Here is a 26576-nt window from a genome sequence, read left to right as displayed (position 1 = left end):
ATACATATTAATACATAAGATTTGATTCTTTGATCCAGTTAGTGACTAAGTAACTTTGTTTATGGAGGTTTTTATTCATGGAAAGATATAGATGTGGAATATGTGGTTATGTATACGATCCAGAAAAGGGAGAATCAAGAAACAACACCGCGCCTGGAACTGATTTTGAGGATCTTCCTGATATGTGGTTCTGCCCATCGTGTGGTGCAGCTAAAAGAAGGTTCAAAATTACAAAAAGACCTTAATTCATTATTTTTAAAGAATATCTTATTTTTTTTTGTCTTCTACCATCTTATAAAAAAAATAAAGCTGTGGAATGTTAGTTTAGAGTGGTGAACTCAACCAAACATCCATTTTTCTGTTTACTTCTTCCCAATTTACAAGATTCCAAAAAGCTTCCACGTAGTCAGGTCTTCTGTTTTGGTAGTCCAAGTAGTAGGCATGCTCCCACACATCTAAAGCAAGCATTATCCTAAATCCCGGAATAATATTTACATTATGTTTTTCTACTTGCATTATGAATATTCTATTGGTCATTCTGCATAGGGTTAACACTGCCCATCCTGAACCTTCAACACCTGTAGCTGCCTGAGAAAACTCTTTTTTAAATCTTTCAAAGGTTCCAAAATCTTTTTTTATGTATTCTGCTATTGTGCCTGTTGGTTCCCCTCCGCACTTATCTGCAGGTCCCATGTTTTCCCAGAAGAACTTGTGCAAAACGTATCCTCCAACATGGAAGGTAAGTTCTTTTGAAACAGCCTTAACATCAAACTCTTCAGAACCACGGTTGTCAAATTTTTTCAGTATGGCATTTGCTCCATCCACATAGGCCTTATGGTGTTTAGTATGGTGAATTTTGAGCTGTTCTTCAGATATGTAGGGTTCAAGATCCTTGTAACCGTAAGGTAGTTCTGGTAATTGATAGTTTTTTTGTACCATTTTTTTAAAACCTCCATTTATATTACCATTTGTAGTAATTTCTATAACATAACCACCAATCATAACATTTATACTTGTCTGCAAGTTTTTTTCCGCTTTTAATGTCAGGTACCGGCGGAATAATAAGTCCTTTACCTATTAATTCATTTTTTGGCCAATTTGCAGGTATGGCTACTTTCTTTTCTTCGATCTGGTTGAAACCTTCAATCATTCGAAGAATTTCGTCAATGTTTCGTCCCAGTTCTTGAGGGTAGTAGAGTATTGCCCGTATTATTCCCTTGGGATCAATTATAAAAACAGCTCTAACAGTGTTGGTTGCTTTGGCTGGATGTATCAATCCCAATTTGTTTGCTACACATCCAGTATCAGCAATAACAGGGAATTCTATCTCAACATCCAAATTATCCTTTATCCATTCTATCCATTTGAGGTGTGCAAATATCTGGTCGATACTAAGGCCAATAAGTTCACAGTTTAACTCTTTAAATTGTTCATACCTCTTTTGAAAGGCAAAAAATTCTGTTGTACAAACCGGCGTAAAGTCTGCAGGATGGCTAAATAGAACAAACCATTTTCCTTTAAAAGCTTTTGGAAGTTTCACTGTTCCTTTAGTAGTTTGAACTTCCATTTTTGGGAATTTATCACCAATTAATGGCATTCCCTTTTCTTTATGCTTGATTTTTTTTGTCACGTAAATTTTTTCACCCATAAAACACCCTCACGTTTTCATACATAAACAACATTAATTATGTTGTTATTTTTATTTAATTCTTTTGAAAAGGAATATTTAGAGTTTAATTAAGTTTTAATAAATCTATAATCGGTTAATTAAGTAAAATAATCCGGATCATACTTATATGTGTTAACATCAGTTGATTTGGAAGGTTTGCAACTAACTTTTTACTGATCATGCATCAACCAAGGGAGGTCTTCAGTTTTTAACTAAGCTGCATAACACGTGACCGTTTTAATAATTTTAATTCAGTTAGGATAATGAAAGCTTCAACTATAGCTTAAGAAAATAATTAAAAATTAGAATTATTGAATTATTATCAGTTTAAGGTATGTTCCAGTTCACATGAACTTTGATCCGTCTGTTCAGGATTGCTTTTAGAAATCTCAGATTTGAATGCGTGGTAAACATTTTCAGCCCCTACTATTCCATCGGGGATGTTCCATTTACTTGGATGTAAAATGAATGGATACGATTGCTCCCCACCCACACCTCCATGACTCCCAACAAGTTCTTCAAATGCTGCAACTTCATTTTTCTCCTTATCGTACATGCTGATAACAAGTATATCTGGGGTGTGTTCAAATCCATGGGTTCTTCTGAGATGTTTAGCTATGTTTTCACCAAAATCTGCTAATGGATTCTCTCCTTTAACCTCATCTGTTTCAAGATAATAAGTCCCCTTGCTTCCTATTGCGAGTGCGCCATTAACTTCAGAATTAACCATTATAAATGATATACCTTCGTGGTTTGCAAGTCCTGGAATTAAATCTGTGTAGATCTGATTTATTTCTTCATAACTGAGTCTCTCAACATAGTCTGTTAAATATATCATACCCAAATTACCAGAGGCTAGTACAAGAACATTTGCGTCTGTTTCGCTTACTAGATCCGGTTTTTTTAGTGGATTGTACCTCTGGATGTAACTATTCACATCATGGGTTTTATCATTGAAGTATTCCTTAACCTTATCTCCAGGCAATGTGAAGGCAGAAACAAAGTGATCACCGGTGGATGGTGACATATCAGCAAATATTTGTGTTTCTAAAGGTAAGAGTTCCTTTACCAAACCTTCCAGTGATAATCCGTATCTCTGTTTAAATGTTGCTCCGTTGGTTTGACCATGATCAGAATGGACAACAAGTTGGTAAGGTCTGTGGCACAGTTTAGATGCCATTTCTACCCTGTGAAATTGTTTGTCCAAATCCTTGAGTGCGATGAATGCATCAAAGTCCCTTACTCCGGAGTGATGTGCAATTTCATCGTATCCCAAATATGTAACGTATGCCACATCAATTTCGCCTTTTAATACGTCCCCCATCAATGCCAAAGTAGTGATTTCACGCAAAAATACGTTGGCTCCTGCCCGGATAAATGGAAATGCAAATCCCCTATAAATTCTGGGTTTAATGTCCTTGAATCTATGTATCAGCTGTGATATATAATCTAATAATGCGTCGTAAAGAAATAAACACACTATTCTACTGAAATTAGATGGATTTGAAAAAACATATTTCCATGCCTTGTTGTAAAATTTTCCAAGGTTTTTCATCTGGCTAAATGTGAAGATAACATCATTTGCATCTCCTGAAAATAGGTTTGATCTGCTTGCCCCATGTTGGGCAAGAAGTCCATTACCATCAGATATTCGTTTTTCAAGAATGGGAGCGTCATTTAAACCAACTGAAACCATGATTTTGTTGTTGTTATCTTTTTCAACCCATCTAAATGCAACCATGTCTTCATTGTTCCCATGTAATATTCCTGCTTGACTGGCACCAGTTTGGCTTGATAGGTCAGTTTCCCAACCCTTTAATTCGTGTGATCCTTCTTCAATCCACCTTTTAAGTGTGGGCATATCTCCTAATTCAATTGCTTCCAAGAGGATGTTCTTTGCAAGTCCATCTATCTCCATGAAGATCACTCCAGGAGTTTTGGTAACTGAATCTTTGTCAATTTTTTTAACTTTGTCCCTTATACCCCGGTACCATGTGGCATCGTCATCTATTGTCAATACTCCATTTAGTAATGTTGAAATTGCAGCCATTGCAATGGGAGTAATTATTAATGCAGGTCCTTCAATGGTTACTCCTGTAGTAAAATTAGTAGCAAGCCATATGAGAAGTCCATTGAGTAGTAATGCACCAATTCCCACTGTGAAAACCATAAAAGGAAGTAGAATTCTGGATAGAAGCGGCCATAATATAGCATTTAATATACCTACAATTCCAGCAACAACAAACGCTGTTTCCCAAGAATCAACGCTGAGTCCCACTGATAAATAAGCAACAAGCATGAATCCTAACGATGAACCTATCCATAGGATAATTGTTCTCCATAGCCAGTAGAATCTAGATTTATAATATTTTTGATCGTAATCTTCCATACTACACCCAGAGTTCATTTTTTTTTAATTAAAAATAAATTTAATATTCATATACATGAACTTATCCATTATAATTTCACTGTAGATGAAGTTGAGATGTTTGGAAGAAAAGAACTTATTATTGTTGGTTTTTTTGACATGAAGTAGGGAATGGCAAAATAAAAATAAGATGTCTGAATACTTAAAAGAAAAAGAAGATGAAATTGTTATTTTGTTGTTGCAGGGGGTGTGAAAATTCTTTGTGATAGTTCGTTGTCGAGCATTAACATTCCACTTAAGGAATCGTTGGCCATTTTAACCTTTTTTAGAACTCCACTTGAGGATTCCTCTTCTTCCACTTGTTCCGCAACGAACCATTGAAGGAAGTTGTTGGTTGCATGGTCTCCCAAAGAAAGTGCCAAGTTAACAAGCTGGTTAATTAAACCTGTAACCTTCTGTTCATGTTTATAAACATGCTCAAATGCATTTACAGGAGACTCCCACTCTGTTGGAGGAGCTTCGATCTTGGTTAAGGTGACCCGGTCTCCTCTTTGAATTATAAAGTCATGTATCTTCATGGCATGTGTCATTTCTTCTTGAGCCTGCACCCTCATCCAATTTGCAAACCCACCTAAATCTAAATCTTCAAAGTAAGCTCCCATAGACAGGTAAAGATATGCAGAGTACATTTCAGCATTTAATTGGCTGTTTAGAGATTCAACCATTTTTTCATCCATTAGTTTCCCTCCTAATATGATTTGAAAAAATTTAATGATTTAAAAAATAAAATGTTCGAGAAAAAAAATATTTTTTTTAGTCTGTTTCTTCAAAGAGTTCCTTTCCAACTCCACAAAGTGGGCAAACCCAGTCATCTGGTAAATCTTCAAATGCTGTTCCAGGATCTATTCCATTATCCGGGTCTCCTTCTTCTGGGTCGTATACATAGCCACAAGCTGTACATAGATATTTTTTCATGTTACATCTCCTAATAATTTTATCTTATAATTTAGATTCTAAATTTGATTATGTGGTTACAGGAATAATAATTTTTTGATGGGTTAAAACATTTTTTTAAACAGCCACAAATCTGTTGGTACCAGCACCACAGGATGGACAGTGCCAATTGCTTTTAAGATCTTCGAAGGCGGTTCCAGGTTCTACTTTACCCTTCTTATCACCTACCTCTGGATCGTAAATATATCCGCAAACCTTGCATTTGTATCTCTTCATATACATAACACCTCTTTTAGCTAATGCAAAACCTTTCACATTATTATTATGTGTTTAATTGAATAAAAATTTTTTTGTTTGGTCTGTTTAGATCTAACTTTATTTTTGTATCTCCCAGGTTTCAATATCACCATCAACCTTTCTGAAAAATGGATTCGGGTCTGGAACGATTATATCATTTAATTCTAAATATTTGTCATGATCCCGGGTTTCTAATTTAATTCTCAAATGATCCAGTTCGTATACCAGTTGGGTTTCAGTTACTTCCACGAGTTCTTCTGTGAACTTGTTTCCGATCTTGGACCTGTTAAAATTGTAGTTACGAAGCTTAGATTCCAAATATACATTGAATAAATAGGTATCAATGGCTTTTAATGGATATTTATGGTTTTTAAATCTTATGAGTTGAGGATGATTTTTATAACCCTTTGTTTCACCTAGCAAAACCTTTCTTGCCAATAATCCTTCTCTCCACAGAGCAACTAATCCCTTAGAATCCATGTATTTAGGATGTAAACTCCAAAGTCTCATTTTCAACCCCTAATAATATGAAAAATTTAATTTAAAAAAAAAAGAATGCTTAGGTAATATTCATACCTTTGAATCCAAAGTTTGTCACTTTATTCTTCGTACTGGGGGAAGTTGTTCCTAACTTCGTATATTTCGACGGTTGGGTCTGTGTCGAATTTTTCAAACAGTTTAATATCAGCAGATGCTGATCCCTCTCCCATGATCTTCTTTAGGGTTTCTGGGTTAGCCCATACAGTTTCTACTTTGTAAATATTTGGATCGATCATGTCCTTTAGAAGGTAAGATGCAACTAATCCTTCAGGAGCTGGTTCTTCTTTAATTGAATCGTATGCCTCTTCAAAAGCATTAATATCTTCATCTGCTATTTTTCCCTTTACCATGGTTATTATTTCCAATTTAACGTCCCCTTCTTTTTTTTACTTGTTTATGGGCAAACCCATATTCAAAAAGAAAATTTGGGTATTGCACAAAATAATTCCTATTAAGTTTTTTTAACGAGTAAAACAGGTACTTTAACTGTTTTTAAAGCACTTTCAGCCACACTTCCGAGTATGAGTTTTTCAAGCCCGGTTTTACCATGGGTTGCAATCACAACTAGATCTGCTTCTGTTTTTTTTACAATTTTTTCCATGTCGTGGGTTGGACTTCCAACAATTAACACTTCTTCAACTTTAACATCTTCATTTTGTCCCCTTTCACTCACATGGCTAAGTATGGATTTACCTTCATCTTCAAGGACTTCGAATGGATATATTAATTTATCATCGATAATGTTCACTGCCACCACAGTTGAACCGAATTTTTTAGCCATTTCCATTACAATATCCTCTGACCTGGCTGCATACTCTGAACCATCCGTTGGAAACATGATTCTTTCAAACAACTACAATCCCTCCTAACAGTATCATCATGAAATTTTTATTACTAATGAACTGATTTATACTTTGTTTTTTCTCTGATTTTAATCTAATTAGACATCTCTTAGATGAACTCCAACTACTAAATTTACGCCACCCAAGTGAAGTACGGGTTTAATATTTTCAATCACCAGCAAGTTGCTTTTTAAGATCTTCAAAACCAACTAAATAATCTGCTTTACATCTTTTAACAAATTCACCTGCAAGTTTGTGAGGATCGCCGTCCATTATAAGTTCACCATTGTCCATCAAAATTGCCCGGGTTGATACTTCTTCTATGAAGTCAACATGATGGCTAACCATGAGTATAGTTGTATTAAATTCTTTGTTAATTCGTTTTAAAGAGTTTGATACAATTCTAAGTGTTATTGGATCTAAGTCTCCGAATGGTTCGTCTAGAATGAGAACATCTGGTTGTGATGTAAGAATTAGTGCAAGTGTTGCTCTGACTTTCTGACCGCCAGATAGTTCATATGATTTTCTTTCAAGTATTTCAAGGGGTAGATCAAGTGCTTTGAAAACAGGCTCTGCATATTTTTTAACTTCAGTATCAGGGAAGCTTGGAAAGAGCAGATCTAAAATATCTGAGTTTAGTCCAATTTTGTCCAGTTTTGCCTTAGCTTCTGTTTCTGGAATGTCGGTTAGCTGGTAAAGAAGGTCTAATACTTTATCACTTATTTCTAACTCTTTTGCTACATTTTTGGCATGCATTATAACATTTTCGCCCTTAACTCCCAGTCTTGCTGCAATCTGATCCTTGATTGTTGCGTGGTGTGTGAGTGCGAATTCCTGATGCATGAACCCTAATTTACGTCTGACTTTCATCCTGTCAAATCCAGGATCATTCATGTTAACCCAGTTGTCCTCGAGTTTGAAATATACAGTCCCAGAATCTGGAATTTCCATTCCTCCCATCATTCGAAGGAGAACTGTTTTGCCTGCTCCACTTTCTCCAATGAGTGAGATTATTTCCCCTGCTTTCACATCAAAATTAATATCCTCTATTTCAAGAACATTTCCACCTTTAAGAAGAACAAACCTTTTATCAATATTTTCAACTTTTATTACCTCTTCACCTAGGTCTTCAGGCTTTCTTGGAGGTTCTGGTTCGGCCATTTCGGATATGAATTCTGGAATGATTTCTTCGGGAGTTCCTTCTTTTATTAATTTACCATTCTCTAACATTACCAACCTGTCAGACAGGTAAAGATGAACTTCAGGAAGGTGGGATACTATGACAACTGTTACTCCAAGTTTCTTGTTAATATTTTTTATAGCATTTAAAACATCCTGTTTAGTTTTAGGACATGACATTGTGGCAGGTTCATCTAAAAGAAGTACTTTAGGTTTTTTTGCAAGTTGTCTCGCCATGATCAGTCTTTGTTTTTCTCCACCACTCAGAACTGGTGCGAAGTGATCGGCTTTGTGTTCCAATCCCACAACTTTAAGAATTTCTTTGGCCTCATCTCCAAATTCATCGTAAGCATAGTTAAAATCTGTTAATCCTTCATCTCCGTATTTAGCACCGTTGAGTTTTCTTACCACATTTTGAAGTGCTGTTTCTGCCCATAGGCCGAAGGACCTTTGAAGGTGTATGGCTGTTTCCTGTTTAAGTTTGGTGAAGTAGTATGGATTGGAGTCAAACTTTACATGCACATCATCTATATCTATTTCTCCAGCATCGAATTTTTCAACACCCCTTAATATTCTAAGAAGTGTACTTTTTCCTGATCCACTGACACCGATTATGCCCAGTATTTCCCCATCATTTACATCAATACTGATATCATCTAAAGCCTTGATCTCTGCACCATCATCCATTTTAAACGTCTTGGAAACATTTTTAATATTAATCATTGATTATCACCGTTGTATTAATCAATTAAACTTGATATTATCATTATAAATTTTTCTTTTAAGTATATAGATTTCCAGTTTGTATTAGCATCAATAATAAGTTATCTATAATTGAATTCAAAATATCTAGATATTAAAAATGAAAAAATTCCCTATAAAACTAGTGTGCACACTACTTTTAGAAAAGTAGTGATTAAACAGATTTAAAATTAGATAAATTGTATTTTAAATTTTCAGATTAAAAAAAAAGTAATTAAATAGGTTAAAAAAATTTGTACTTTAACCTAACATCTTTTTTATGTCTTCTTTTGGGTCTCCAATAGGTGTTAAACCGTAGTTGTCCACTAGTACTTTTAAGATTTCGTCGTTAACCCATCCTGGTACTATTGGTCCGAGATACATATTTTGGATGTCCAATGCAAGAAGACTCCATAGGATTGCTGCTGCTTTTTGTTCCATCCAGCTCAGTACGAATGTGAGTGGAAGATCGTTTATCTCCATTTCAAAGAGATCTGAAAGTGCTACAACAACGTCTATACCTACTATTGCATCGTTACACTGACCTAGATCAATTAACCTTGGAACTCCTTCTATGTTTCCTAGATCCATATCATTGAATCTGTACTTTCCACATGCAAGTGTCAGTACTATGACATCTTCAGGCAGGTTTTTGACAAATTCTGTGTAGTACTTGGCCTGAGGTTTAGGTGAGTCACATCCACCAACTACGAAGAAATGTTTAATTTTACCTGCTAATACAAGTTCTTTGATCTTTCCTGCCAGTGCAAGTATGGTTGAGGCGCCAAATCCTGTTGTAAGTACTGTGTCCCTAGGTTCATCTTCCAGATCAGGGAGGGATTTTGCCATTTCTATGGCTGGTGTAAAGTCGTAATCTTCGATATGGGTAACTCCAGGTAGCTGTGCTACTCCAACTGTGAACATTCTCTCCTTGTAGTCATCTTTTGGGATAAGAACACAGTTTGATGTTCCAACTATTGCTGCAGGGTAGTTTGAAAAGGTCTTCTTCTGGTCAAACCATGGCCCACCTATTTGTCCCTTGAGGTGTTTGTACTTTCTTAGCTCAGGATATCCATGCGCAGGTAGCAGTTCTGAGTGAGTGTATACGTTAATACCTGTTCCTTCGGTCTGTTTTAGTAATTCTTCCAGTGCTTTTAAACTGTGGCCAGTGGCTATTATTCCCTTACCTTTAACTGATCCAACTTTAACTTCGGTTGGTGTTGGTTCTCCATAGGTTTCTATATGAGCTTTTTTAAGCAGCTGCATGGCCTTAATATTCATCATGCCGGATTCTTTGGCTAGTTCAACAAATTCTGCTGGATCGAAGTTTACATTTGTGAGCGTTGAGTAGAACCCCTTTTCAAGGAATTGATCCACTTCAGGATCTGTGTATCCCAATTCTCTTGAATGGTAAAGGTAAGCTGATATTCCCTTCATTGAAAATAAAAGGTTGTCCTGTAATCTGGCTACAGTTGCTTCCTTTCCACAAACACCCTTCACTGTACATCCAGTTTCAAATGCTGTTTGACTGCATTGATAACAAAACATATCCAATTTTTCTGGCATAACTTTCTCCTCCCATAACTAATTTATAGTTTTTATTATGTCTTCCAAAACATTTATCATGCTCGATTGCAAACAAAAATATGTTCGTTTACAGACGAATGTTCTAATATAAACGAACAAGATATTTATAAGTTACGGTTTCCATACTATCGTTAACGAATAAAACCACAGACATTAAAAGAAGTGATCCAATGGTTCAAAAGGAACCCTTAAAAGACATGCAGATAGAATTGTTTTCCACATCTGAAGGAATATATGCAATCAACAGTCCAGTCAGGGTAAAAATATTATCTGTATTACGAAAAGGTGAATTAAGTTTTGATCAGCTTGTAGAGCTCTCAGGGAAAGCTAAATCAACAGTATCTGTACATCTTAGAAGAATGGTAGATGAAGGAATAATAGGATCCAAGGTAGATGAAAACGACGCCCGAAAAAAGATATTCTTCATTAAATCAGAATATCTGGGTCATCTTTCAGGAAAAAAAGTTATTTCGGAAAATTTTGATGAATATGTTAACAAATACATCGAAAGCGAAGGAGATCCCTTCGAATTTTTCAGACTCATCTTCCATACCCTCAGAGTTTCTCTCATAAGACAAGGCATAGATATAGACCCTATTCTCTACGAAGCAGGAGTTCAAGTGGGTCAAACCCTATATCAAAAGGTTAAAGATCCTGATATTCAAGTTCTCGCCCAAAATATTGCTAAATTCTGGCAAGGTCACAGCCTGGGAACTGTTGAAGTTATTAAACTTGAACCTTTAACCATAAACGTTTATGACTGTTTTGAGTGCCAAAATCTTCCACCCCTTGGAAAAGCTGCTTGCGCCTTTGACTCCGGAATATTGAAGGCACTGTTCACAGCACACTTCCAAGAAGAACAAATAGTAAACGAAACCCGGTGCTATGCATTAGGTGATGATCACTGTTCATTTACAATAAAAAGTCGAGAATGGTAATATACAATAGATTTTTACTTCTTTTTCATTATTATATCCTTAAAAATATATCCCACTATCAATTTAAAAGCTTGAATTGAACAGTGTCCTCGAACTTCCAGTTTAAGTTAAGCAAATCATTAAGAAATATGTCAATTAATTTAAAATACAAATAGATATTTAATTAGTTGTTCAGATATAATAATGTTAATTAATTACGGCCAGTGTTTTGTTTTGGCCTCATTTTCAAATATAATGATAAAATGATTCCCATGGTGAAGAAAATGCGAGGTTTACTTGTTGGAAGGATGCAACCTGTTCACGAAGGCCATCTTGAAGTTATTAAAAGAATTCTTGACGAAGTTGACGAGTTGATAATTGGGATAGGAAGTGCCCAGTTAAGCCACACAGTTAAAGACCCTTTTACAGCAGGAGAACGTGTAATGATGCTAACAAAAGCACTTACAGAAAATGATATTCCTGCATCCAAGTACTACATCATTCCTATTCAAGATGTTGCATGTAACTCAATATGGGTTGCCCATGTTAAAATGCTCACACCTCCATTCCAACATGTCTACTCTGGAAATTTCCTTGTTCAACAGTTGTTTAGAGAGGGCGGATTCGAAGTGACTGTTCCACCGCTATACAATCGAAAAACATATTCAGGAACAGAAGTTAGAAAAAGAATGCTAAATGATGAAGATTGGGAATCTTTAATTCCAAGTTCTGTGAAAGATGTAATTTACGAAATTGACGGAATAAACAGATTAAAACAACTTTCAAGAAGAGAATTGAACGAAATTTAATTAATAGATTAATTAAAAAAACAAGCTAATAGTAGTATCAACTAAACAAACAGTGGTGTTAAAAAAATGACTGTTAGAATCATTGAGAAAGGTGTTGAAGAAATCTCCATCTGCAGTTTATTAGAAGAACTCAAAAAAAACCCTGAAATAAATAAATGCGGTGCTATTTTTTCATTTGAGGGAATTGTACGGGGAGAGGAAACTGGAAAAAAAACCGTACAAATGGACCTAACAACTCCAAACCAGTTAGAAACAGAACAAGAGTTAAAGGAAATAGTTTATGATGTCAAGCAGAAATATGGAGTACTGGAAATAGCAGTAGTTCACTACATTGGCAATTTCAAGCCAGGAGACCCTTTATTTCTAACTGCGGTATCTGGATCACACCGTGATGAAACCAGAAAAGCATTGCATGAAATTATTGAAAGGGTAAAGTACGAACTGGACTTTAAAAAGGAAGAACATACAGAGGATGGTACTAACATAATAATGTCAGGTGGTTAAGTGAAATTTATAAGGGACAGCCTGCACGGAAACCTTCAGATAAATGAATTTGAGGTAAAGTTAATAGACACTCCCCAGATTCAAAGGTTGAGACGTATTAAACAGTTGGGCTTCACATATCTGGTTTATCCTGGTGCTAACCATACCAGATTTGAACACTCAATTGGAACCATGTACTTGGCTTCAAGACTGTCCTATGGATTGAAACTCCCTGATGAACAACGCCAAATTCTTCGTGTTTGTGCCCTTCTTCATGATGCAGGACATGGACCATTTTCCCACGTATCTGAAGCTGTTTTAAAACAATCCCACGAAGAATTAACTTCAAAATTAATTAGAGAATCTGAAATATCTACGATCCTGTCAGAAAAATATGATCCAGAAGAGATCATAAGCCTGATAAGGGGAGAAGGTTCCCTGGGACAGATCATATCAGGAGACCTGGATGTGGACAGGATGGATTATCTCCTTAGGGATTCCTACTACACAGGGGTTGCCTATGGAGTGATAGATGTGGAAAGATTGATTCACAACATGAAACTCGAAGACAACCTTATTTTAAAGTCTAAAGGAGTTCAAGCTGCAGAAAGTATGCTACTTGCCAGGTACTTCATGTATCCAAGTGTTTATCAACATCATACCACCAGAATAATCAATTCAATGTTTAGAAGATGTCTGAAGCAGCTCTTCAAAGAAGGACACATAGACCCTGAAAATATTTACAAGTACGACGATGCAGATATAATTAGTATAGCAAGATACCAAGAAGGATTAATTGGAGATATTATCCATAGACTAGACAATAGAAAACTTTTTAAAACAGTTTATTCACTTAAGCTGGATGAACTAACAAATCCCGGTGCTATTTTCAAAATAGAACCCAAACAAATTCAGCAATATGAAATACAGATTGCAGAGGAACTTGGAGTGCCTGAAGATTACGTTATTGTGGACGTTCCAGACTACCCTTCCTTCGATGAGATGAAAACATTGGTATCATCCAATGGAGACCTAGTCAACCTTTCAAAGATTTCAACCATAGTGAGTACACTTAGAGATGCTAGATTTAATCATGCTGATCTCTGCGTTTATTTACCTGAAGAGTACTCAAATCTTGCTAAGGATGTTTCATTTAACCAACTCATTGACAATCCTGAGTAAGTTTTCAATTCCAACTAAATTTATAATTAAAATATCATAAGAGCTGAAAAAAATGATAGTAGTAGCAATTACAGGAGCGAGTGGAGTTATATACGGAAAAAGACTTCTAGAAGTTCTTAAAGAGAAAAATATTGAAACAGCAGTTGTTTTAACAGATCCTGCCAAGATCATACTTGAATACGAACTAAATTCTACAGAAGAAGAAATAATTGATCTGGCAACTGAATTCTACCCTTCAAAGGATCTAACAACTGCAATTAACAGCGGATCATTCAAATTTGAATCCATGGTGATAGTTCCATGTACCATGAAAACCCTCTCTGCAATTGCCAATGGATATGCGAATAATGCAGTTACAAGAGCTGCTGATGTGGCACTTAAAGAACGTAGAAAGCTTGTTGTAGTTCCAAGAGAAACCCCGCTTAGGACTGTGCATCTGGAGAACATGGTACAAATAAGCAGGGAAGGAGGTATTATCTTACCAGCAATGCCAGGATTTTATCATTTACCAGAAAAAACTGAAGATCTAACAGATTTTGTGGTTGGTAAAATTTTAGATGTGCTCGGCATAGAAAACCATCTATTCCAAAGATGGACCGGTGAAATGCAATGATCAAAGACTCTGATTTCATAAAAAATCCAAAGGTTCCAGGACCAACCAAGGAAGAGATCAGGTGCATTTTACTATGCAAATCTGAAGTTTCAGAGGAAGATGTTGTGGTGGATATTGGATGTGGAACAGGTGGTCTCACAGTAGAATTTGCAAAAAAAGCAAAAAAAGTTTACTCCATAGATCTAAATCCTCTAGCCACACAAACAACCCAAGAAAATGTTAATAAACACCAAGTTAAGAACAAGGTTGAAGTTATCCAAGCAGATGGATTAGAAGCACTTGAGGATCTTGAAGAATTTGATGTTCTCATGATTGGAGGTAGCAGTGGAAAACTACCACAACTGATAAAGAAGGGTTACAAAAAACTTAATAAAAACGGAAGAATTTTAGTAACATCCATTCTACTTGAAACAGCAACAGAAGCAATTTCCACCTTCAAAGAACTTTCCCTTAAATCCGAAGTTGTTAATATTATGATATCCAAGGGAACCCCCGGTCAAAGGGGAACAATGATGTACTCAAACAATCCAATAACAGTTGTGATTACTGAAAAATTATGAAATCGTTCTAGAGAGATAAATGATGGTACCATGAAAATTCTCGAGAGGTTCAGTTGGAACATCAAAATAGCAGGCATACTCATTTTTTCATCATTGGTCCTTTACATTGTCCAGACAATGATATTTAGGGAACCTAAAACCGAACTTTTTTATATTGGTATTAATATGGTTTTCCTTCCAATTGAAGCACTTATTGTAGTTATAATTATACAAACAGGCATAAATGAACGAGAAAAAAAATTAATGCTTGAAAAGCTCAACATGGTTATTGGAGCTTTTTTTAGTGAAGTTGGAACTGAACTTCTGACTGAAATATCCAAGTTTGATTCCAAGTCAACCAAAACCAGTAAAATTTTGATTATCAATTCACGTTGGGAAGATGAAGATTTTGAGCACGCCAAAAAGAACATCAATTCACTCGCACACAGCCTCATGATCATCCCCTCCAATAAAGAAGTTGCAGATTTTTTATACCAATCCAAACTTTTTCTTCAAGATAAAAGAATGTTTCTACTTGCACTTCTTGAAAATCCCAATCTGTTAGAACATGAAACCTTCACAGATCTGTTGAGAGCTGTTTTTCATTTGACTGAAGAACTTGATAAACGTGAAAACACCTATGATTTACCTGCATCGGACTGTGAACATTTAAAAGAAGATGTTCAAAGGGTTTATGACCTTCTAATATTTGAATGGTTGAACTACATGGAACATTTAAAAAATAATTATCGTTACCTATTCTCACTTGCAATGCGTACCAATCCATTTGATCCAAATAAGACCGTTGTGATCAAAACTGTTGAAAGCAGTTCCAACTTAGACTAGTAACTAGTGTACTGAATCCTCCACTTTAAACAAGATTCAATCTGAAAAATAATGCTAAATGTGAATTTTAATTCGCAAAATATTTAAGTGGTAATAATCAAAGCTACCTACAATAAATAATTCACTTAAAAAACTAGATGTGGTTGATCTAATGGAGAGGTTAACTCTCAAACAGTACCGACAAATGGTTGAAGAAGTAATTGAGTTCAAAGAATTGAACGGAGAAATGCCGGCATTTACCATCATTGAGGGATGCAAAATCAGTAAAAGCGTCTACGTTAACATGATAGAAACTGCCAACAAATTTATTCTGGAAATGGGTCGTAACCCTGAAATTGTAGAGATTAGTGATTCATCGGAAATTAACTTCAAGTGTTAAAACGATGGAGTAACTGTAATACTACCCAATAGTTCCGGATAATTCTCCAAACAAATTTTAATTGTATTAAACATTTTGCTCAAAAATTTTTGTTTATATCTTTTTTTTCTGAGCTTAAACATTCCCTAAATTTTATAGTTGCGAATCAATTCATCAAATATTTATTTAAATCTTTTAATTTAGATATAATAGAATAAATTCTGTTTGTTACCCAAAAAAGCACAATATTAACTTTTGATATTTAAAACATCTTTGTAGTTTCTTTTGTAGACATGTGCACTCACTGAATGGATTGTTATGGGTCCCATCTTAACTTTAAGATGGTTTGAAAGATATTTTAATAGACCCCGAAGTGCAAAGAAATTTTGAATCCATGAACCATAATAATCAACACTTCTGCATACAGCAGTTAGGTAAATTCTATTTTTACGGATTATGATGTCTATCATCACCAAACTTGGAACATTATCTTTGTAGTGATCAATTGAGGGATCAAAAATAGTTATAACAGCTCTTCTTGTGGTACTGTTACGTTTAAGACGAACCAAGACTGATTCTATTTGATCTGTTCGGATGCTGTATACATCACGCCCTATTTTAAATCCAAAGTGACTTCTTATTCTGTTACCATAGTCAGTCCCATTCAATCTGCTCTCAGGATCTAAAAAGTGGTTTTCACATCTTTTAAATTTTTTTATGGTGAAATAACCCTCTGGAGGTTGGGAATTAATGGGATCATTTACTTTCACTACTACGTTTAGTAACTCCTTGGTGAATTCTTCATTTTCATCCTCCAGTTCATCTCCAAATTCCATGATCTGTTTTAAAACAGTTTTCCATGCGTCTGTAGCCAGTTGAGATTCTGTTGTAAACAAATTTTAAACCCCCATATAGAAAATTGAAGAAATAGTTAGTTTCCCATTGTTTTGGTTTCAATTATTATCAAGAAGATTATCCCATGTGAGTGAGAGAATCCATGAGTTTAGTATCTAAATCTAGTTTTTATTGTTTTGATTTAAAAATGTATTTCAAAGTTTCTACTTCCAACTCTGTCCAACATAAAAATTTTTTTAGTTAATATTTACATTACTCTACCTTTGAAATATCTTGGGGACTGTTTAGATTGAGAAAACTTTTCTTTGGAAGATCAAATTCATCAATTTTTATGTACTTAACATTTAACCTTTTTATTAGCGCTTTAACATTCTTCTGATCCTTTAATAGAAGATCTTCTATTATTTCCTTGGATCTAACTGGATAAATGGAGTGAAGTGGTTCCATATTTCCATCTGACCATATTGGTACGAATGATTCAAAATCAGGGTAGTTTTTAGAGATTTCAAAGAGTTGTGTTACCAGTTCTTTGGAGATGAATGGAGAATCACATGGGGCAATCAGGGCCTTATCAGAATTAATTGCACTGATCCCTGTATAAATTCCTCCAAGAGGTCCTTTATCTTTTATAGTATCCTTCAATATTTTGAAGTTTGAAGATTCTAAAAAAGCATTTTTGGATAGTAAATTTTTGTATTTGTTGTACTGAACTTCATTTCTCAGAACCAATACTACTTCATCTGCAACCTGATTTAAAGATTCAAGCACGTGGACGATCATAGGTTTACCGTGGTAATTCATGGATCCCTTGTCCTGACCCATCCGAGTACTCAGCCCTCCACATAACACAATTACAGATTTCATATGGTTCTTACCAACGTCTAATTGTCAAAAAATATTCTATATTTTAGTATAATCCTCGATAATAAAACATATATGTTTGGGATCGTGAGAAATTGGATGAACTTTACTAATTTTTAAAGAAAATAAAAAAAAAAGTTATTTGATGTGGGTTTTACAACAATCTTGTTGTTGGATAGTTTGGGCTTTCGTTGGTTATTGTAAGGTCGTGTGGATGGCTTTCTGTCATTCCACTTGGAGAAATTCTTACAAATTTAGCCTTTTTCTGCATGTCTTTTATGTTGTTTGCTCCACAGTAACCAAATGATGCTTTTATTCCACCAATTAGTTGGAATAGAATTTCATTTGCAGGTCCTTTGTAGGGTACTACTCCTTCAACTCCTTCAGGAACGAGTTTTGCATGTTTCATCGGTCCCTTAACTTCCTGGAAGTAACGGTCTGTTCCTGCTCCAACTCCACCGGTCATAGCTCCTAATGAACCCATTCCCCTGTATTGTTTGAACTTCCTTCCGTTCATTATAACAACATCTCCAGGTGCTTCGCGAGTACCTGCTAAAAGACTTCCAAGCATGACTGCATCTGCTCCAGCCCCTATGGCCTTCGCAATATCTCCAGAGTATCTTAAACCACCGTCTCCTATAACTGGAACTCCGTAGTCTTTGGCAACATCTGCCACCGATGATATAGCTGTTAACTGAGGTACTCCAACTCCAGATATGATCCTGGTTGTACATATGGAACCTGGACCTATACCCACTTTGAATCCATCAACTTCTGCTGCCATGAGATCTTCTGCAGCTTCTCCTGTGGCTATGTTACCTACTAAAAGATCTGCATCAATATTTTCGTTCATGGTTTTAACAGAATCCACAATACTTGGTTTGTGTGCGTGTGCACAGTCCACCGCAATTATATCTGCACCTGCTTCATCAAGTGCCATTGCCCTGTCAAGATCAAATGGTCCTGTTGCTGCGGCAACTAGGAATCTACCCTTTTTATCACGGGATGCATTTGGGAAATTCTTTCTTTCAAGTATATCCCTCATTGTGAGTATGCCCACAATGATACCGTCCTTAACAACAGGCAGCCTCTCAACTTTGTTTTCATAGGCTATATCAAGGGCCTCTGCAGGTGTGGTGGATTCAGATACTGTGACAACTTCCTCTGTCATGATATCCTGAACCATTCTCTTTGGATCAGAATTTATAATAGGTTTTACATCTCTCCGACTTATTATACCTACGACTGTTCCATCCCTAACAACAGGAAGTCCGCTTATCTCTTCTTCATCCATAATTTCCTGTGCTTCTACAATGGAGGCTTCAGGACTTATGGTGATAACATCCCGTATTGTAAGATCACCGGACCGTTTAACCTTTTTGATCTCATTAATCTGCTCATTAATGGTCATATTTCGGTGAATAACACCTAATCCACCTTCTTGAGCTAAAGCTATTGCCATTTCTCCTTCTGTTACTGTGTCCATGGCGGAACTAACTATTGGGATGTTAATTCTGTAATTTCTTGAAATTTGGGTCGTAGTTTCAACGTCCTTGGGTTCAACCGAAGATACTGATGGTAACATCAAAAAATCGTCAAAAGTGAACCCTTCTGGTGCATTAATCAATTTTTCCGAGAACATATAAATACCTCCAACCCTCAAAAGGTTGTTCAAATAGTTTCTTGGGTTTAAATCTCATTAAACCCTTACCTTCAGTTTCCTTGGATAAAATAAAATTCCACAAAAAACTGTATTAAATTTCTTTTATATTAGATTTCAAAACTTTAAAAGTTTTCTATCATGTCCTTCAATTCCTTCACAGCAGTTCTGTGTATACTTCCATTGTTTCTGTCTCCACCTGTGCATGCAGCTCCCCTTATCCCTACAACATCACATCCTATATCGTAGAGTAATTTAAGCTGATCCTTTTTAACAGAACCTGCCAAAGCAGATTTCAGACCGTAATCATGTATGCTGTCGTTGAATTTTTGAAGTTTTTCAACATCCATAAAATCAAATAAAGTTTTTCCATCCTTAACTGCTGTGTCGACCATTGCAAGATCTGCTCCTGCATCGGCAGCTACACGTGGAATTTCCATGGGATCAACTGCACCTACCCTGTGGGCATCAGCGTATCCAGATGCGACTACCAATGCATCTTCATCAAATTCTCTAACAGATTTAACCACATTTTCCATGACTTCTAAAGCTTCATCATAGTTTTTTGTTCCGTAAAGACCTACTTTGATATAATCAGCACCTGAAACAACTGCTCCAGCAGCTGCAAGTGAAACTGTGCCTGGTTTGTATGGAACATCACCCAGAGTTGCACTTACATGCATGCCTTCAGGAGTTATCTCCCTTATATTTTTGATAACCCAAGGAAAATTAGCTCCAAGGGATCCTTCCTTCGGATTTTTAACGTCTACTATATCGGCACCACCTTCAATAGATTCTAGTGCCTCCTCTGCATTTATTGGACTTATTAAGAGAAGCAAATTTTTAACCTCCTACATTTCATCAAAAAAAACCCATTAGTTAACTTAAATCTTATGAGTCCATTGAAATATTATGATTATTAAAGTTGGCAAAACGAACATATAAATATGTTCCCTTAAACTATGATTTGAACTATTTATCCAACATCAAGAAACTTAAAAACACATACACTATGAAGGGTTGGTGATTTTTCAGTAGTTTTTAAATAAAAATTCGACTGAAGGTACATTTATGTTAATTATCACTTTTCTAAAATTACATAATCCATTAAATCCATAGAAATAATTGTCAATTAAAGTTATAGCTGGTGAAAATGACAAGGACCTATAAATTTGCCATAGATACTGCCGTTGCTCAGGCGCATATGAAAGAGGTACTTGAATTCATTTATAAATATTATTTATTGTCTAAACCTAAAAATTTTAGTTCTGTCAACAAAATCAACGGATCAAACAATTCTAAACTCAGTTTTTATGCTATAAATCCAGAATATGGATGGAAAATTTTAGTGGAGATAGTTGCAGGATCACCGTTGGATGTTACGATAACTTCTTACAACGGCACCCCAGAAAAATTCGTTACCAATGTTAAAGAGGAACTTATCCTTGCGGTACAGTTCTTCCATGAATCAATAAGACAGTCCACACTCTACTTCGCATGGGTTGAAGGAGAAGATATTATACCTGAAGAGCCTCCAAGCTCTGGGAAGAAACTTGCTGACAGGTTATTTGGAAGTAACCTTTTGTTTTTATACGTAATCTTTTTCGGAATTAACATCCTATTCTTCATATTTCTCGGACTTGTTTTTGCAGTGATTGCCATACTTGGACTTCAATTGATTATTGTGCTGCTTTCTGACAGGATCTACCTGGCCCGAAACAATTGGAGGATCACACCGTCAAATCCATATGTGCATATAATTGAGTATCAGCTTCCAGTGGAAGAATTTAGGTTGTTTAAAGAAAAATTTGGAAACGACGTAGTAGTTCAGATGAAAAATGACATCTATAAAAGATCTTTGGCAATTGGAAAGGAACCTAGCTGTGAAATTGGAGAGGAAATTTTCGAGGACTATGGATTTAAATGCAGTCCAGACAGTAGTCTGGTGAAGATCGTAGATGTTTACAGCATAGTGAAAACTGCTGCATCTAAATTCAACATACCAATACCTAAAATCGTTATTTCTAACACTATGGTGCCAAATGCAGCTGCAACAGGACCAATTCCAAGTCGCGGTTTGGTGTTAATAACCACAGGTTTGTTGGTTGAACTTGAAGAAGATGAAATATTAAGTGTGCTCGGTCATGAAATGGGTCATTTAAAGGGTCATGACCCTGTTGTGTTGTTTTCCATCATTTCAATTGAATTTATTTTGAGGTTCACCCTTTTCTTCCCACTGGTAATTTTGAATCCAATTATTTACATCATTGTGGTTATGGCGGCCATATTCTTCGTTGCTAAGTTCTTTGAAACACGTGCAGATCTTGTATCTGCCATGAATATAGGCCAACCAGAAGTACTTGCTGAATCTCTTCGAAAAATAGGATTTAACAGGTTACAAATGGAAAGATCATCATCAAATATCCTTAGATGGTTAGCATGGGATCCACACCCACCACTCTACTTCAGAATAGAAAGGTTGGATAAAATGAAAACACCAATCAAAGTGAAACATCCCCTAATACAATCTGCAAAGGATGTAATTAACGGATTTAAACGCTCATTTAAAGGATAAATTTTTAATATTAATCTGCTATGTAGTTTAAATCTAATTTGTGATCATGATGCTTTCCTTATATTATAAATAACTTGAAGTTAGTTAAAGTTCAAAATATAAGTTAAACTATATATATTATTAGATTTATGGTATAGAAAACTATATGATTGGAGTTGAAAAGATGAATGAGATAGTAAAATTTATTAAGGACGCTGGAGTATTTTACATTGCAACTATTGATGGAGATAAACCCCGAGTACGTCCATTCGGATTTACTATGGAGTACCAAAAGCGAATCTATTTTTGCACATCTAATAAAAAGAACGTATACAATCAGTTAAAGTCTAATCCTTATTTTGAAGCTTGTACCTTGTCAAAAGATATGCGATGGATAAGATTGCAAGGCAAAGCAGTTTTTGATTCTAGTACTGATGCAAAAGCTAAAGCATTTGAAGTTATGCCCGGTCTTGCTAAAATATATACAACCGAGGACTTTGAGGTTTTTTATGTTGAAGATGCTGAAGCAACAATGTATAGTATGAAGGATGAACCTAGAACAATAAATCTATGAATTTTGATGAGTATTCATCATAATTCTCCTAACTTTTTTATAATTCGAATATTCATTGATTCTCCTGAATCCTTTCAATATGCAAAGGGTTCCACGTTTCGTGACGCCTAAACCGGTTATAACATCTTCGAATTCATATTTATCTATAAATTAACCTTTCTAAAGTTGATTTAAGTTAACATATTCATTGATCTAATTTCCTTAAGATCTTTCTTTTATAATATTTATTATAGGTTAAATTCTGGTTTTTCTTCTAATTCATTAATATTAAATCTTTCTACTAATTTAAACCCCATTAAAAGCAATCTTTTAATGATTATATAAAGATTATCATAATAATAGACCAAATAAGATAATTTATCATGTAAATATAAGATCAAACAAGTGAGCAACGATGCACTCGATTGATACTATTTATATTAATTATTTTGATTTCAAAATGAAAAATTAGGATATGAGTAAATAATTCACATATTTAGACTATGAAATAAACTATCAATACCACTAAGATGATTATAATGACTATTGCAGGCATAAATACTTTATTTTTGGAAGTTTCCCTTTTCTTGCGGGCGTAATGCTGAATTGTTTCATCCACATCTTCGTCAAGATCTTCATCAATCAATGAGATCATCCCCATATTAACAGAACTCAGTTTATGTTATGTTCTTGGAAGCTAATAGTTTTTGTGATATTTGGCACGAAAATTACTTTGAAAATGTATTTATAACCCTGAATTTCAATTTAAAAAAAGATAAGAAAGAATTGGTTAACCTTGAATTTTGTTTTTTTACAACGTGGGTGGTACCATTGTGTCGAATATTATAAATTTGCATTACGACTTAAAATGGCGACCCCTTTTTTTTAATGTTCTCCCTAATAATTCTGTGCTCATCACATGCAAGACCCATAATTACGGCATCGTTCCTTAATTTTTTAATGAGTTCACTGGTTTTCACCCCTACAGGACATTCATATGTACATTGACCACACATTGTACAGAGATAAAGCCCTGAATCTTTGCATGTTTTTTCATCATCTATGAAGCTGCTTAATACAACACCCCTACCACCAAGATGTCTTCTGTAACCAAAATCATTCCCAACTACGTTGTATATTGGACACGTTACAATACAACTTCCACATCCAATGCATAACAAACATTCCCCACCCTCTTCAACAGCTTTTCTCCGGCCATTGTCCAAAAGAACCACAACAACTCTTCGGGATCCATACATATTCTTTAGTAGGATCTGTTCTATATCTGCTGTTTTTGACGGGGACGAAATGATGTTCATGTACGCCGGCACAGTTTTACCAGAGGCATAGATTGTTTCAAGTTTTACAACGGACACTGCATCTTCAATTGTTTCGACAAATTTGTCAATACCAACTAGGATGATATGAGTATCAAGCATGGAAACCAGACTGATATTTCCCTCGTTGTGAACAGTTACTATGGAACCATCATCTGCAGCAACAGAATTGGCCCCTGTAATTCCTACACTACATTTAGAAATATTCTTAACAACATCATCCTTGACTGTGTTGAGTATTGTTCTGGGTTCGGGTTCAACATCCACCCCATAATGATTGGATAAAATAACCGCTATATCATCCATTCTAAGGTGTGATGCTGGCCCTATTGGATGTGATGGTCTGCTATTTGGATCTAACTGCACAATTCTGTCCCCTAGATCCGTTTCAATAACACTGACTCCCTTGAATTCTAAAAATTCAGTTAGCCCAATTTCCCCCGCTGTGTTAGATTTTGACTTGGCAACGATACTTTGATCATGAACTATTGAGTAAATGGCTTCAAGGGCATCTTCTGGTTTATCAGCAGTCACAACTTCCACACCATTTTCTTCAAGTTTTTCAATTCCCCTTGAAACCAGTTCTTCCATATTATCAATGGAAAATTTCCTTATCTGATTTACACGTTCTTTAAGTTCCTCTGTGCGTTTGCTGTGGAGTATATTGGACTTTCTCCCGTCAAGTATTCCAAAGGACCTGTTCATTGCCTTGATCTCAGACTGTTTCATTTTTCCATCCCCATGAGTATCAGTTCTGTAAGATCCATTACACGCTCCACAGATCCATTTTCGCCTTGGTTTTTAGTTTTTTCAAGTGCATTTTCAAGGTTCAATATACAAAATGAACAGGTTGTAACTAAAATGTCAGCACCAACTTCTTCTGCATCCTGAATTCTTCTACAACCAACTTCCAATGCAAGTTCTGGAAATGCAGATTTAACCCCTGATCCCGCACCACAGCATCTTGACCTTTCCCTATTTCGTTTCATCTCCACAAGATCAGCACTTGCTTTAATGGCATCCCTTGGTTCTTCATATATTCCAGAATGTCTGCCAAGGTGGCATGGATCATGGTAGGTCACAGTTTTTTCTGTTGAATTTACGTGAATCTTGTTTTTAACCAAGAGTTCTTTTACAAGCTCGGATGTGTGAATCACATCTAATTCAACATCAAATAAAGCTTTGTAATCATTTTTTAAAGTGTTGTAACAGCCTGAACAAGATACAAGTATTGTTTTTTCATTAGCTGCCAGAATATCTTGCAGGTTGTTTTTCATTACTTCTTCTGCCTCATCTTTAAACCCTGTTCTCATTAGAAATGATCCGCAACAAGATTCATTGCCAAGCAAAGTGTAATCAACACCTGCCTTTTTTAAAATCTTTTCTGTGGCCTGGGCAACACCTGGAAGTTTCTCCCTTACAACACAACCCTTGAAGTACAACATTTTTTTCAATCATCCACCAACTTTTTTGTTAATAACAAAGTTATTCAACATTATTGGTATGTTTATCGCTAAAAAAAATAATGTACCATGATAAAAATAATGGAAAAAAATTATATGTTTATAGGCAGAATCAGTGCCTAATTAAGTTGGAGTAAACTCCAAGACCATAAGCCACATGTTCTACAGGCAGAAGTATAAAAACTAAAACTGAATATAAGGATTTAGTTCTCATGAACACTTCAAAAAATACTAGGATCGCAAATAAGATGTACAACCCCATTGGAATCAAGGTTATGAACCCTAAAAAATAGTACAACGGAATCAGAAGAATGATGTAGGCTATGAAAAGGGTTGTTAATGGTACGTTAATGGTTATCATGGACCGGTGTTTTTTTACAGTGTTTGAGATGTTTACACCGTATTTGAACATGTTTGATGCAAATTCTTTAATAGATCCTGTTTCGTGATGCCAGATTTTAGCTTCAGGCACATTTAGAAACAAATACCCCGCTTTTCTTAATCTGAAGTTGAGTTCATTATCATCGGACATGATTAATGATTTATCATAACGGAATTTGGAAATAATAGATTTTTTGTAGATCGCATTGTAGTTGGCTATGCTTTTTACGTATTTAATATTCCTACTGTGAAATGCAGGATTAGCTCCAGATGCAATGAAAGAAGTTATGAGTGAATTGATGATCATTTCAGTCTTGTTATCAGTTTTTGCAATTAAACGTGGGCCTCCTGCCCCTGCAACATCATCATCAGATTGTAAGATGGATCTGTAGAGTGTTTCTAACCATTTCTTGTCAACCAAACAATCGGCATCTGTGTATGCTATATAATCTGCTGTTTCTGCTGAGTTGTCTATCACCAGATTCCTTGCAAAACAGTGACCATAAAAACCAAAATCATGTTCGTTTAACACTTTATAACTTATTTTGGAGGATTTTAAAATTTTTTCTGCAATTTCACGAGTTTTGTCATCGGAATTTCCATCAACAACCAGTACTTCATATTTTGAACAGTCCAAGCTCTGGTTTAAAACTTTTTTCAGTGTTTCTGAAATATTTTTTTCTTCGTTACGAGCTATTATTCCCACTGTAATTTTTATCATCAAATAGACCATCCTAAAATAAATGAAACTAGATTAAAACTTTATTTTCTTAAATAATTATTTAATACTTATCCATAATTAAACGATCATACAAAGTGCTTTAAGTTTTTAATCCTAAATGTTGATGAGGTTGTTAAATTAAATATTCAATAAATGTAAAAACCAATAGGGTTTAGATTTAATTATAACTAACCACTGAATATATTTTGTGAATGTTTATTCCTCTTAATTAATTCAATGGGATTAAATTATTTGTTTGGATCCTAT

At 35.3% G+C, this 26576-nt stretch carries 30 protein-coding genes; 11 read left to right on the top strand and 19 right to left on the bottom strand.

The window, feature by feature from the left end; all coding sequences use genetic code 11:
• Window positions 1-77 precede the first annotated feature (77 nt).
• The gene (locus METBO_RS05065; protein ID WP_013644603.1) at window positions 78-245 is read left to right on the top strand and encodes a rubredoxin; all 168 of its coding nucleotides are present in this window, start codon (window positions 78-80) and stop codon (window positions 243-245) included.
• A 79-nt stretch (window positions 246-324) separates the two neighbouring features.
• Here the strand turns inward: METBO_RS05065 and METBO_RS05060 are convergent, their stop codons facing one another.
• The 11 genes from METBO_RS05060 to hcp all read right to left on the bottom strand — a co-directional run bounded on the left by METBO_RS05060 (window position 325) and on the right by hcp (window position 10156).
• A complete protein-coding gene (locus tag METBO_RS05060) occupies window positions 325-939 on the bottom strand; it encodes a superoxide dismutase (RefSeq protein ID WP_013644602.1) in 615 nt (204 codons plus the stop codon).
• 22 nt (window positions 940-961) lie between these two features.
• Window positions 962-1648 carry a peroxiredoxin gene (locus METBO_RS05055; protein WP_013644601.1) on the bottom strand — a complete coding sequence of 229 codons (687 nt, stop codon included), beginning with the start codon at window positions 1646-1648 and terminating at the stop codon, window positions 962-964.
• A 343-nt stretch (window positions 1649-1991) separates the two neighbouring features.
• On the bottom strand, window positions 1992-4058 hold the full coding sequence (locus METBO_RS05050) for a phage holin family protein (protein WP_013644600.1): 2067 nt from the start codon (window positions 4056-4058) through the stop codon (window positions 1992-1994).
• A gap of 206 nt (window positions 4059-4264) precedes the next feature.
• Window positions 4265-4774: a ferritin gene (locus METBO_RS05045; protein ID WP_013644599.1), complete on the bottom strand. Its 510-nt coding sequence runs from the start codon at window positions 4772-4774 to the stop codon at window positions 4265-4267.
• 76 nt (window positions 4775-4850) lie between these two features.
• Window positions 4851-5012 (bottom strand): rubredoxin, encoded by a 162-nt coding sequence (gene rd / locus METBO_RS05040; RefSeq protein ID WP_013644598.1) that lies wholly within the window; start codon window positions 5010-5012, stop codon window positions 4851-4853.
• Between the two features lie 96 nt (window positions 5013-5108).
• Window positions 5109-5267, bottom strand: coding sequence for a rubredoxin (locus METBO_RS05035; RefSeq protein WP_013644597.1), 159 nt, complete (start codon window positions 5265-5267; stop codon window positions 5109-5111).
• A 99-nt stretch (window positions 5268-5366) separates the two neighbouring features.
• Window positions 5367-5798, bottom strand: coding sequence for a pyrimidine dimer DNA glycosylase/endonuclease V (locus tag METBO_RS05030; protein WP_013644596.1), 432 nt, complete (start codon window positions 5796-5798; stop codon window positions 5367-5369).
• Between the two features lie 89 nt (window positions 5799-5887).
• Complete coding sequence (locus tag METBO_RS05025) at window positions 5888-6193, bottom strand: hypothetical protein (RefSeq protein WP_048186366.1); 306 nt, start codon at window positions 6191-6193, stop codon at window positions 5888-5890.
• An 86-nt stretch (window positions 6194-6279) separates the two neighbouring features.
• On the bottom strand, window positions 6280-6681 hold the full coding sequence (locus tag METBO_RS05020) for a universal stress protein (protein WP_013644594.1): 402 nt from the start codon (window positions 6679-6681) through the stop codon (window positions 6280-6282).
• Between the two features lie 157 nt (window positions 6682-6838).
• The gene (locus METBO_RS05015; protein ID WP_048186365.1) at window positions 6839-8572 is read right to left on the bottom strand and encodes an ATP-binding cassette domain-containing protein; all 1734 of its coding nucleotides are present in this window, start codon (window positions 8570-8572) and stop codon (window positions 6839-6841) included.
• A 279-nt stretch (window positions 8573-8851) separates the two neighbouring features.
• Window positions 8852-10156 (bottom strand): hydroxylamine reductase, encoded by a 1305-nt coding sequence (hcp, locus tag METBO_RS05010; protein WP_013644592.1) that lies wholly within the window; start codon window positions 10154-10156, stop codon window positions 8852-8854.
• Window positions 10157-10347: 191 nt separating this feature from the next.
• Here hcp and METBO_RS05005 point away from each other — a divergent pair, with 191 nt between their 5' ends.
• From METBO_RS05005 to METBO_RS04970, 8 genes are all read left to right on the top strand, one after another.
• Entirely contained in the window at window positions 10348-11115 is a 768-nt protein-coding gene (locus METBO_RS05005) for a V4R domain-containing protein (RefSeq protein WP_013644591.1), read from the top strand.
• 254 nt (window positions 11116-11369) lie between these two features.
• Entirely contained in the window at window positions 11370-11903 is a 534-nt protein-coding gene (locus METBO_RS05000; RefSeq protein ID WP_173319788.1) for a nicotinamide-nucleotide adenylyltransferase, read from the top strand.
• 66 nt (window positions 11904-11969) lie between these two features.
• On the top strand, window positions 11970-12407 hold the full coding sequence (locus METBO_RS04995) for a molybdenum cofactor biosynthesis protein MoaE (RefSeq protein WP_013644589.1): 438 nt from the start codon (window positions 11970-11972) through the stop codon (window positions 12405-12407).
• A complete protein-coding gene (locus METBO_RS04990) occupies window positions 12408-13568 on the top strand; it encodes an HD domain-containing protein (RefSeq protein ID WP_013644588.1) in 1161 nt (386 codons plus the stop codon). It begins immediately after the preceding gene.
• Between the two features lie 52 nt (window positions 13569-13620).
• Window positions 13621-14181, top strand: coding sequence for a UbiX family flavin prenyltransferase (locus METBO_RS04985; RefSeq protein WP_013644587.1), 561 nt, complete (start codon window positions 13621-13623; stop codon window positions 14179-14181).
• On the top strand, window positions 14178-14741 hold the full coding sequence (gene cbiT, locus METBO_RS04980; protein WP_013644586.1) for a precorrin-6Y C5,15-methyltransferase (decarboxylating) subunit CbiT: 564 nt from the start codon (window positions 14178-14180) through the stop codon (window positions 14739-14741). The genes METBO_RS04985 and cbiT overlap by 4 nt, the downstream gene beginning before the upstream one ends.
• Window positions 14742-14771: 30 nt before the next feature.
• On the top strand, window positions 14772-15566 hold the full coding sequence (locus METBO_RS04975) for a hypothetical protein (RefSeq protein WP_013644585.1): 795 nt from the start codon (window positions 14772-14774) through the stop codon (window positions 15564-15566).
• Between the two features lie 151 nt (window positions 15567-15717).
• Window positions 15718-15945: a pseudomurein-binding protein gene (locus METBO_RS04970; RefSeq protein WP_013644584.1), complete on the top strand. Its 228-nt coding sequence runs from the start codon at window positions 15718-15720 to the stop codon at window positions 15943-15945.
• A 227-nt stretch (window positions 15946-16172) separates the two neighbouring features.
• Here METBO_RS04970 and METBO_RS04965 read toward each other — a convergent pair whose 3' ends face one another.
• The 4 genes from METBO_RS04965 to METBO_RS04950 form a co-directional block, all read right to left on the bottom strand.
• Entirely contained in the window at window positions 16173-16820 is a 648-nt protein-coding gene (locus METBO_RS04965) for a thymidylate synthase (RefSeq protein ID WP_013644583.1), read from the bottom strand.
• A gap of 211 nt (window positions 16821-17031) precedes the next feature.
• The gene (mobA, locus tag METBO_RS04960) at window positions 17032-17643 is read right to left on the bottom strand and encodes a molybdenum cofactor guanylyltransferase (RefSeq protein WP_013644582.1); all 612 of its coding nucleotides are present in this window, start codon (window positions 17641-17643) and stop codon (window positions 17032-17034) included.
• A 151-nt stretch (window positions 17644-17794) separates the two neighbouring features.
• Window positions 17795-19282 (bottom strand): IMP dehydrogenase, encoded by a 1488-nt coding sequence (gene guaB / locus METBO_RS04955; protein ID WP_013644581.1) that lies wholly within the window; start codon window positions 19280-19282, stop codon window positions 17795-17797.
• Window positions 19283-19425: 143 nt separating this feature from the next.
• Complete coding sequence (locus tag METBO_RS04950; RefSeq protein ID WP_013644580.1) at window positions 19426-20139, bottom strand: (5-formylfuran-3-yl)methyl phosphate synthase; 714 nt, start codon at window positions 20137-20139, stop codon at window positions 19426-19428.
• Between the two features lie 314 nt (window positions 20140-20453).
• Here METBO_RS04950 and METBO_RS04945 point away from each other — a divergent pair, with 314 nt between their 5' ends.
• Both METBO_RS04945 and METBO_RS04940 read left to right on the top strand, forming a co-directional pair.
• Window positions 20454-21875 (top strand): M48 family metallopeptidase, encoded by a 1422-nt coding sequence (locus tag METBO_RS04945; protein WP_013644579.1) that lies wholly within the window; start codon window positions 20454-20456, stop codon window positions 21873-21875.
• A gap of 163 nt (window positions 21876-22038) precedes the next feature.
• Window positions 22039-22428 carry a pyridoxamine 5'-phosphate oxidase family protein gene (locus tag METBO_RS04940; protein WP_013644578.1) on the top strand — a complete coding sequence of 130 codons (390 nt, stop codon included), beginning with the start codon at window positions 22039-22041 and terminating at the stop codon, window positions 22426-22428.
• Between the two features lie 475 nt (window positions 22429-22903).
• Here METBO_RS04940 and METBO_RS13575 read toward each other — a convergent pair whose 3' ends face one another.
• From METBO_RS13575 to METBO_RS04925, 4 genes are all read right to left on the bottom strand, one after another.
• The gene (locus tag METBO_RS13575) at window positions 22904-23068 is read right to left on the bottom strand and encodes a hypothetical protein (protein ID WP_013644577.1); all 165 of its coding nucleotides are present in this window, start codon (window positions 23066-23068) and stop codon (window positions 22904-22906) included.
• Window positions 23069-23270: 202 nt separating this feature from the next.
• Entirely contained in the window at window positions 23271-24473 is a 1203-nt protein-coding gene (locus tag METBO_RS04935) for an LUD domain-containing protein (RefSeq protein ID WP_013644576.1), read from the bottom strand.
• The gene (locus METBO_RS04930; protein ID WP_013644575.1) at window positions 24470-25189 is read right to left on the bottom strand and encodes a (Fe-S)-binding protein; all 720 of its coding nucleotides are present in this window, start codon (window positions 25187-25189) and stop codon (window positions 24470-24472) included. The genes METBO_RS04935 and METBO_RS04930 overlap by 4 nt, the downstream gene beginning before the upstream one ends.
• A 130-nt stretch (window positions 25190-25319) precedes the next feature.
• Window positions 25320-26309 carry a glycosyltransferase gene (locus METBO_RS04925; RefSeq protein ID WP_013644574.1) on the bottom strand — a complete coding sequence of 330 codons (990 nt, stop codon included), beginning with the start codon at window positions 26307-26309 and terminating at the stop codon, window positions 25320-25322.
• Between the last annotated feature and the right edge of the window lie 267 nt (window positions 26310-26576).

The sequence above is a fragment of the Methanobacterium lacus genome (genome assembly GCF_000191585.1).
Classification (GTDB): Archaea; Methanobacteriota; Methanobacteria; order Methanobacteriales; family Methanobacteriaceae; genus Methanobacterium_B; species Methanobacterium_B lacus.
This window is presented reverse-complemented; position numbering and strand designations above follow the sequence as displayed.